Raw genomic sequence first — 205 nt, 5'->3', positions numbered from 1 at the left:
CGGGACTACCCGCCCATCTCCACGACGTCCTTGTCGGCAGGGGCCTTGATGCTCACCGGCTCGTTGTAGTGGCCCATCACGCCACTCATCTTCATCGGCACGTCATCGCCGCCCGCCTTCGCCGGCACGTCCATAGCGACCTTGTGAACCAGACCGGCATCGTCGATCCAGACGTCGTAGTCGAAGTCCGCGTCCGCGACGCTCG

1 protein-coding gene is annotated in these 205 nt (G+C 64.9%); it reads right to left on the bottom strand.

Features of this window, described 5'->3' with window-relative positions:
* Nucleotides 1-5: 5 nt before the first annotated feature.
* On the bottom strand, nt 6-205 hold a 200-nt coding region (locus BN358_RS26905), incomplete at its 5' end, for a hypothetical protein (protein ID WP_040583472.1).

It is taken from the genome of Sedimentibacter sp. B4, from assembly GCF_000309315.1.
GTDB classification, from domain to species: domain Bacteria; phylum Bacillota; class Clostridia; order Tissierellales; family Sedimentibacteraceae; genus Sedimentibacter; species Sedimentibacter saalensis.
Note: the sequence above shows the minus strand (reverse complement) of the source record. Positions and strands in the feature narration are given on the sequence as shown.